Origin of the sequence: Streptomyces sp. CBMA29 (assembly GCF_014596445.1) — a bacterium.
GTDB lineage: Bacteria > Actinomycetota > Actinomycetes > Streptomycetales > Streptomycetaceae > Actinacidiphila.
On the sequence record NZ_MECL01000106.1, the window covers coordinates 37594 to 46310 of the forward strand.

An 8717-nucleotide genomic window follows, 5' to 3' on the forward strand; every position below is an offset into this window, starting at 1 on the left:
TCGTACGCGGGACGGCGGCCACCCCTCGGTGTGAGGGGTGGCCGCCGTTCACGCGCGGCCGGGGGAGCGCCGCACTAGCTGCCGTACACCTCCAACTCGTAGATCCGCGCGGCCGGATCGGTGTTCTGGGTCGGCGTGATCACGCTGAGCCGCACATAACGGGCCGTGGCGCTCACCGCGTTGGTCGTGGAGTCCGCGGTGTTGCCGCGGACCTGGGCGACCGTGGTCCAGGTGCTGCCGTCGGCGGAGACGGCGAGGTCGAAGTCCTTGGTGTTCCAGCTCGGGTCCTCACCGCCCGCCCCGGCGTGCCGGACGGTCAGTGAGGACAGCGCGTGCGAGGCGCCGAGGTCGACCTGGAGGGTCTTGGTGCCCGACACCTTCGAGCACCACTTGTCGCTGTTGCCGCCGGTGTAACTGCCGTTGACCGCCTTGTCGGGCGTCTCCGTGGTGCCGCACGAGTCGGAGCCGGTCGCGGTGCGGCCGAGCGCGAGGTCGGCCTGGCCGCCGCCGTACACCTCCAGTTCGTAGAGCCTGGCCGCCACGGTCGAGCCGCCCGCGTCGTTGACCGGCGAGGAGATGGCGACCTTCACATAGCGGGCCTGGCGCGCCGAGACCGGGTGGTAGGTACGGCTGGAGCGCGAGCCCGTGACGGTGGCCGCGGTGGTCCAGTTGGCGCCGTCGGTACTGGTCTGGATGGTGAACGCGGCCGTGTTCCAGCCGGTGTTCTCACCGCCGAGCCCGGCGTGCTTGAGCACGAACGACGACACGGTCTGCACCGAGCCGAGGTCCACCTGGATCGACGGATTGGCCACCGTGGAACACCACTTGCTGTTGTCCTTCAGCGTGCCGTCCACGGCCTTGTCGCCGGACTCCGCGGTCGCGCACGGCGCCGAGGCCGTCACCGGCTTGCCCTTGGCCAGGTCCGTGCCCAGCTCGGGCGCGGCCGGCACCGGGGTCGCTCCGTCGGTGAAGGACGGCGGGACGTCGCCCGCGCCGGTTCCCCAACTCGCGCTCGGCGTACCGCCCATGGTGAAGTTCAGCGTCCCGCCGCCCGCCACGTCGGGGTAGCGCAGGTAATTGTGGCTGGTGGCCGTCCCGTTGACGCTGACGCCCTGCACATAGCCGCCGCTGCCCGAGGAGTTGATGGTGATGTTGCCGCCGGGCCGCTGGAGCAGCACGGACGGGAACTGCGGGCCGTGGATCGCCAGCGTGTCCGCGCCGGGCGTCGCCGGGTACACCCCGAGCGCGGCCCACACGTACCAGGCCGAGGTCGCGCCCAGGTCGTCGTTGCCCGGCAGACCGCCGGGACCCGTGGTGTACGACTCGGTCATCACCTTGCGCACCGCGTCCGAGGCGCCCGCGGGGTCACGCGCGTAGTTGTACGCCCACGGCACACCGTGCTCCGGCTCGTTGCCGATGTAGTAGTACGGCAGGCTCTGACCCGCGTTGACCTGTGTGAAGTGGTGGTCGAGGCGCTGTACCGCGGTCTGCCGGCCGCCCATGTCGTTGATCAGGTCGGAGAAGTCGTACGGCACCATCCAGGTGTACTGCGACGCGTTGCCCTCGGTGAAGTTGTTCTGGCTCGCCGGATTCAGCGGCCACGCCCAGCTCCCGTCGGAGTTGCGCGGCTGCGTGTAGCCGGACTCCGTGCTGTACGTGTTGCGCCACCACTGCGCGCGCGTCATGTGCGTGGAGTAACTGGACGTGTTCCCCAGCGCCTTGGCGAACTGCGCGACCGCGAAGTCCGACGCGGAGTATTCGAGGGAGTCCGAGGGCGCGCCGGGCAGATAGTGCAGGTTGGTGTACGTGCCCTGGTTGCCGCGGATCGGCGAGCCCTGCATCGTGCCGCCGTTGGACGCCTTCTCCATCAGCGACAGCGCGCTCGCGGTGTCGAAGTCCCTGGCCCCGAAGGCGTAGAGACTGCTGACGATGATCGGACCCGGATCGCCCGTCATCACGAAGTCCTCGTTGGTCTGCTGCGACCACTTCGGCAGCAGACCGCCCTGCTGCCCGTCCAGGACCATCGACTTGGCGATGTCGCTCGCCTCGGTCGGCGCGATCAGCGCGACCAGCGCCGCCCAGGACCGGTAGATGTCCCAGCCCGAGTAGTTCTGGTAGACCGGCCGGGTCGAATTGTGCACCGCGCCGTCGAAGCCCCGGTAGTCGCCGTTGACGTCACTGGAGATGTTGGGGCTCTGGAAGACGTGGTAGAGCGAGGTGTAGAACTTCTTGAGGTCGGCGGTCGCGCCGCCGGTGACCTGGGCCCGGTTGAGGATCTGGTTCCACGAGGTGTCCGCGGCCGTGCGCACCGCGCCGAAGTCCCAGCCGTTGTTCTCCGCCACCACGTTGGCCTGCGCGTTCGCCACGCTCACGTAGCTCAGCCCGACCTTGAACTGCACGGCCGCGTTGCCGGTCGTGTCGAAGGTGACGTACGCGCCGGTGTTGGTGCCGCTCGCGCTGGACGAGCCGTCGGTGACCGTGCCGCCCGACCAGGTGCCGTGGCCCGTCGGGGCGCGGTCGAAGCGGATGTCGAAGTAGATCTGGAAGGTCTTCGTGGAGCCGCAGAAGCCGCCCGCGGTGACGCTGCCGGTCACTTCGGAACCGTTGACGTTCACCGTGCCGTTGCGGTTTCCCGTCGCGCTGCGGCTGGTGTTGATCAGCAGCCGGGACGACGTGGACGAGGGGTACGTCAGCTTGCCCATGCCGGTACGGGTGGTGGCGGTCAGCTCGACATTGGTCGCGTACTTGTCCAGCCGGTTCTTGTAGTAGCCGGGAGCGGCCGACTCGTTCGCCTTGGTGTAACCGGAGGCGTAACTCGTCCAGTTGGTGCCCGGTGAGGTGCTGACCGCGCCGGTGACCGGCATCAGCGGCAGGTCCTCGTTGTTCGGGCAGCCCGCGCCGTCGAAGTGCGTGAGGCTGAAGTCCTCGATCGAGGTGTCGGAGTAGCGGTATCCGGAGGGCGAGGCCGTCGGGGTGTCGGGGCTGAACTGCACACCGCCGAAGGGCACCACCGCGCCCGGATACGTACTGCCGCCCGCGCCGCCCGGCACGGGGTTGGGGGCCGAGCTGTCGTCGGTGCCGACGAACGGGTCGGCGTACTGCGTCAGCGGCAGCGTCGCGGCGTGCGCGGGGGCCGCGGCCAGGCCGCCGATGCCGAGGGCGGCCAGTAACAGGGCGCTCGCGGCGCCGACGGTTCTGATGCGGAACGGAGTGGGGGGCACGGAGGAGACCACCTTCTCGCGGAGGCGGCGCGCCGTCGTCCTTGCGGGCCGCCTCGGGGCACGGGGGGCTGCGCGAAGTGCATGTGAACGTTACCAAGCAGAACCGAATTGTTGAGGTGTACCTGACTTGATGTCAAGGGTGCGGACCAGGACGGGACATCGGGTGTTTCCGGCCGCGCGAGGCCCGTGCGCCGCCGCCAACGAGGTCCGGGCGAGAGCGGCATGACGGTGCGTCAGGGCGACCGTACAAGGACCGGACGCTGTGCGAACGTTACCAAGCGCTCCACCACGGGCGATGGTTGTCCGGGCCGTGGCCTGACATCATCGACACAAGCCCGTACGGCGGTCGGCCCGAAGCACGCCGAGGAGGAGGCCCGTGAAGCGCCCGACGATGAAGGACGTGGCCCGGACCGCGGGGGTGAGCCCCATGACGGTCTCCCGCGTCGTGTCGGGCGAGCCGGGCGTCTCGCCGGACACCGCGGCCAGGGTCGAACAGGCGGTCAGGAGGCTTGGCTACCAGCGCAACGACAACGCGCGCAATCTGCGCCAGAAGAACCTCGGCACCTCCACCATCGCGCTCGTCGTCGACGACCTCGCCAACCCCTTCTACGCGCTGATGGCCCGCTCGGTCGAGGACGAGGCGCACCGCCGCGGCTACGTCGTGCTCGTCGGCAGCACCAACGACGAACCGCGGCGCGAACGCGAGGTCATCGCCGCCTTCACCGCCCGCCAGGTGGACGGCCTGATCATCGTGCCGACCATCGGCGGCCACGGCTTCCTCAAGCAGCCCATGGAGGGCGGCACCCAGGTGGTCTGCGTGGACCGGCCCGCCAAGGGCCTGGCCGTGGACACCGTCACCGTCGACAACCGGGCGGGCGCGGAACGCGCCGTCACGCACCTGCTCGACCACGGCCACACCCGTATCGCCTACCTGGGCGACCGCTACGGCATCTGGACCCAGCAGGAGCGCTACGTCGGCTACCTCGACGCGCTGGCCGCGCACGGCATACCCGAGGACCCCGACCTCGTACGGCACGAACTGCGCTCGCACCACGAGGCGCGCGGCGCGCTCGCCGGGCTGCGCGCCCTGCCGGACCCGCCGACGGCGCTGTTCGCCAGCAACGACCTGATCACCATGGGCGTGCTCGACGGCCTCGACCACCCGGCCCCGGTGGCCCTCGTCGGCTTCGACGACCTGCCGCTCGCCGAACGGCTCAGCCCGCCGCTGACCGTGGTCAGCCAGGACCCGGTGGCCATCGGGGGCACGGCGGCCAGTCTGCTCTTCGCCCGGATCGGCGGCGACCGCTCCGCACCCCGTTCCGTGGTGCTGCTGACCCGTCTCGTGGTCCGCGGCTCCGGCGAATTCCGCGGCGTCCGGCATCCCCAACCCGCCCCGGACCAGGGGTGATTACCGTCAGCAGCGGAAGTCCACTGTCGCGTCATTGACATGCCCACCAATCCCCATCAGGGTGAGAGCGCTCTCAGAACCGCTGCGGAGGAATCGATTCCGCGATGTCCGGCGACGTCTGTCCTCCGCGGTGCCCCAACTGATGAGGAGTACAGAGCGTGTACATCACCAAACGGAAGCTCTTCGTACCGCTGGCCGCGGCCACGCTGATCGGCGGCGGACTGACCGCCGCAGGGCTCGCGTCGACCGCCTCGGCCTCGGTGCCGGACACCATTCCGCTCACCTTCACCAACAACTCCGGCCGCGGCGACCAGGTCTACGTCTACGACATCGGCACCAACCTCGCCACCGGAGAACAGGGCTGGGCCGACGCGGACGGCGCCTTCCACGCCTGGCCGGCCGGCGGCAATCCCCCCACCGAGGCGCCCGACGCGTCCATCACGGGCCCCGCCGACGGCCAGTCGCTCACCCTGAAGCTCCCCAAGTTCTCCGGCCGGGTGTACTTCTCCTACGGCCAGAAGCTGGTCTTCAAGCTGACCACCGGCGGCCTCGTCCAGCCCGCCGTACAGAACCCGGACGATCCGAACCACGACATCCTGTTCAACTGGACCGAGTACACGCTCAACGACTCGGGCCTGTGGATCAACAGCACGCAGGTCGACATGTTCTCCGCCCCCTACGCGGTCGGCGTGAAGGCCGCGGACGGGTCGACGAAGACCACGGGACACCTCAAGCCCGGCGGCTACAACGGATTCTTCGACGGCCTCAAGGCGCGGCCCGGCGGCTGGGCGGGCCTGGTCGAGACCGCGCCCGACGGCAGCGTCCTGCGGGCGCTCGCCCCCGGCCACGGCATCGAGTCCGGCGCGCTGCCCGCCTCGGTGATGGACGACTACATCAACCGGGTCTGGGACAAGTACGGTTCCTCGACCCTGACGGTCACGCCCTTCGGCGACCAGCCGGACACCAAGTACTTCGGCCGGGTCTCCGGTGACGTCATGAACTTCACCGACTCCTCGGGCGCGGTCGTCACCAGCTTCCAGAAGCCGGACTCCGACAGCGTCTTCGGCTGTTACAAGCTGCTGGACGCGCCGAACGACCTGGTGCGCGGCCCCATCTCCCGTACGCTGTGCGCCGGTTACAACCGTACGACGCTGCTGACCAACTCCGAGCAGCCCGACGCGGACGCGTCCGGCTTCTACCAGGACGCGGACACCAACCAGTACGCCCGCGAGATCCACGAGCAGATGGCCGACGGGAGCGCGTACGCCTTCGCCTTCGACGACGTCGGCAACCACGAGTCGCTGGTCCACGACGGCGACCCGCAGGAGGCGTCGATCACCCTCGACCCGTTCGACTGAGCCGCGTCAGCGGCCCGGTGGGGTGACGACGACGGCCGCGGCGGCAGGTGCTGTCGCCGCGGCGTTGTCGTCGTTGTTCCCGTTCCAGTCGGTCACGGTGTCGCCGACGATGTGGCCCGCGAGGCCGACCGCCAGGAAGACCCCGACGAGCACCTTCGCCGCCGTGCTCATCAGCAGCGGCCGGGTGGCGGAGGCGAGGGCGCCGGGGACGGAACCGGGCACCGCCCCGTAGGTGTCGCCCGGCACTGCGCCCGGCATGCCCGGCCGCGCCGCGCCCGGTACGGCCTTCGGCGCGTCGCCGTCGCCGAAGAGCCGCTTGGGGTAGGCGGAGGTCAGCAGGAGCATGTAAGCGCTGAACCGCATGCTGAAGCGCAGCGTCGCCGCGCTCGCCTCGAACAGCGGCCGGGGCATCCGGCCGAGTACCAGCGTGATCAGCCAGATGAAGAAGGCGAGCGCGTACCAGCCGGAGGTCACCAGGCTCTGCACGATCGCCGCCGGGATCATCAAGATGATGCGGAAGAACACCGCGAGCCGGTTCAGCGGCCCCGGCCGCAGTTCGATCCGCACCGGATAGTGCTCGGCGGGCCGCAGCGCGAACGGCGGATACCGGTCGACCAGCAGCATCGCGCTGGCGTGCACGCGCGTCTCGTACGCCAGGAACGCGCCGAGATAGCGGGCCACGCCCTCGGGCAGGCGCCCGGTGAACAGCGCGGCGAACCAGCCGACGATCACGGTGAAGAACGCGCCGACGCCGAGCACGAACACCACGATGAACTGCGGGATCAGCAGCAGCCAGCGCAGCAGCACCGTCAGCCGCCGCTGACGGCCCGGGTCCGGCATGTCCAGTTCCGGCAGCCACTCCACCGGCTCGGCCCCCTCGGGCCTCGCCCACATCGGTTCCGTCATGCCCGGCGCTCCGTCCTGGGACGTCCACGCAGACGCCCTCGTGGACGAACCTCGCAGTCCGGAGCACCCCTCGCATGTCCAGCAGGGCGGCCGGGTGACGCCCGGACGGGCCGCACCGCCGTGCGGGCGCTCCCGCGAGCGGTGACCATGGAGCGCGCAGGGGGCTTTCCGTGTACGCCCGCACGTGCCGGGCGGGCGCGCGGACAGGGGCGCCGCGCGTGGCCGCTCTCAGGCTCGGCTCAGTTGAAGGTGTCCGGGTCCGGGCCCGTGCGCTCACCGCGGTCGAGCGCCGTGATCGCGGCCATGTCGGCCTCGGGCAGCTCGAAGTCGAAGAGCCGGAAGTTCTCCTCGACGCGGGCGCGGGTCACCGACTTCGGGAAGACGATGTCGCCGCGCTGGACGTGCCAGCGGAGCGCGACCTGGGCGGGCGTCCGGCCCAGCCGTTCCGCTGCGGCCACCAGCACCGGGTCCTTGAGCACGTTGCCCTTGGCGATCGGGGACCACGCCTCGGTCGCGATCTCGTGCTCGGCGTTGAAGGCCCGGACATCGTCCTGCACCAGGTACGGGTGCACCTCGATCTGATTGACCGCGGGAACGACCACGCACTTCTGGAGCAGGCGGCTGATGTGCGGCGGCTGGAAGTTGGACACCCCGACGGCCTTGGCGCGGCCCGAGGCGTAGATCTCCTCCAGCGCCCGCCAGGTCTCGGTGAAGTCGCCCACCGCGGGCCTCGGCCAGTGGATCAGGAAGAGGTCCAGATACGCCGTGTCCAGGTCGTCGAGCGAGCGCGCGAAGGCCGTGAGGGCGTCGCCGTACGCGTGGTAAGGGTTGTCGAGCTTGCTGGTGAGGAAGACCTCCTCACGCGGCAGGCCCGATTCGGCGACGGCCTGGCCGACTTCCTTCTCGTTGCCGTACATCTCGGCGGTGTCGATGTGGCGGTAGCCGATCTCCAGGGCGGTGGTGACCGCCTCCCGCGTGTCCTTCGGCGGGATCTGGAACGTCCCGAAGCCGAGCTGGGGGATGGCGACGCCGTTGTTGAGCGTGAGAGCGGGCACAGCAGACATGTGCGCGACTTCCTTGCGTGTCTCGGCGGGTGGTTCCCGGTGGAGCCGCCTGACCTGCGGCGACGAGCCCGGAGTGACAGGGCGGCCTTCACCCACCGTAACTTCTGCCGACCTATCCGGCCCGCCGACGACGGACTTCGGTGACAGGCCCCGGCGCGCGGACCCGGATCGGGTCGTGAGGGGCGCCCAGCCGATACGACCGGACGACGGGGGGGATGCCGCCGGCCGTATCGGCTTATGAGGCGGGGGGGTGCCTCAAAGGTTCGGGTGCCCGGGTCCCGAACCGCCAAACACCCCGAATCCGGGAGCGTGCCGAATTCGCTTCGGAGAGCGCTCTCTTGGGAGGGACGCAACCCGTTACGCTGTGCCTGTTCCGTGCCACGCCACCCCGCGTGAAGGAGACGTCCCTTGTCCGACCCGAGCTTCGCGCCGCGTCCTACGCTGGAGGCAGTCGCCGCGCGGGCCGGGGTGTCGCGTGCCACCGCCTCGCGGGTGGTCAACGGGGGAGCGGGAGTACGGGGACCGCTGGTGGAGCGGGTGCGCAAGGCGGTGGACGAGTTGGGGTATGTGCCCAATCAGGCGGCGCGTACGTTGGTGACGCGGCGCAACGACGCCATCGCGGTGGTGGTGGCGGAGCCGGAGACGCGGTTCTTCACCGACCCGTTCTTCGCGCAGCAGGTGCGCGGGATCAGCAGGGAACTCACCGCGCGGGACAACCAGTTGGTGCTGCTGCTGACCGAAGGGGCCGCGGATTACGAGC

The 8717-nt window shown here is 70.2% G+C and carries 6 protein-coding genes; 3 read left to right on the plus strand and 3 right to left on the minus strand.

The window, feature by feature from the left end; genetic code table 11:
- Positions 1 to 74: 74 nt before the first annotated feature.
- Positions 75 to 3221 carry a GH92 family glycosyl hydrolase gene (locus BGM09_RS15960; RefSeq protein WP_317452721.1) on the minus strand — a complete coding sequence of 1049 codons (3147 nt, stop codon included), beginning with the start codon at positions 3219 to 3221 and terminating at the stop codon, positions 75 to 77.
- 376 nt (positions 3222 to 3597) lie between these two features.
- Here BGM09_RS15960 and BGM09_RS15965 point away from each other — a divergent pair, with 376 nt between their 5' ends.
- Both BGM09_RS15965 and BGM09_RS15970 read left to right on the plus strand, forming a co-directional pair.
- A complete protein-coding gene (locus tag BGM09_RS15965) occupies positions 3598 to 4629 on the plus strand; it encodes a LacI family DNA-binding transcriptional regulator (RefSeq protein ID WP_317452722.1) in 1032 nt (343 codons plus the stop codon).
- Between the two features lie 158 nt (positions 4630 to 4787).
- A complete protein-coding gene (locus BGM09_RS15970; protein ID WP_411158315.1) occupies positions 4788 to 5987 on the plus strand; it encodes a glycoside hydrolase family 64 protein in 1200 nt (399 codons plus the stop codon).
- Positions 5988 to 5993: 6 nt separating this feature from the next.
- On the opposite strand, the gene BGM09_RS15975 is transcribed toward BGM09_RS15970, so the two are convergent.
- Both BGM09_RS15975 and BGM09_RS15980 read right to left on the minus strand, forming a co-directional pair.
- Positions 5994 to 6893: a DUF4389 domain-containing protein gene (locus tag BGM09_RS15975; protein ID WP_188282257.1), complete on the minus strand. Its 900-nt coding sequence runs from the start codon at positions 6891 to 6893 to the stop codon at positions 5994 to 5996.
- A 239-nt stretch (positions 6894 to 7132) separates the two neighbouring features.
- A complete protein-coding gene (locus BGM09_RS15980) occupies positions 7133 to 7957 on the minus strand; it encodes an aldo/keto reductase (RefSeq protein WP_188282258.1) in 825 nt (274 codons plus the stop codon).
- A 408-nt stretch (positions 7958 to 8365) separates the two neighbouring features.
- On the opposite strand from BGM09_RS15980, the gene BGM09_RS15985 reads away from it, so the two are divergent.
- Positions 8366 to 8717 (plus strand): LacI family DNA-binding transcriptional regulator (locus tag BGM09_RS15985; protein ID WP_188282259.1); only part of this gene is annotated, 352 nt, incomplete at its 3' end.

Coding starts and splice junctions, on each gene's coding strand:
- BGM09_RS15975 (WP_188282257.1), bottom strand. CDS start 6,893: ATGACGGAACCGATGTGGGCGAGGCCCGAGGGGGCCGAGCCGGTGGAG.
- BGM09_RS15980 (WP_188282258.1), bottom strand. CDS start 7,957: ATGTCTGCTGTGCCCGCTCTCACGCTCAACAACGGCGTCGCCATCCCC.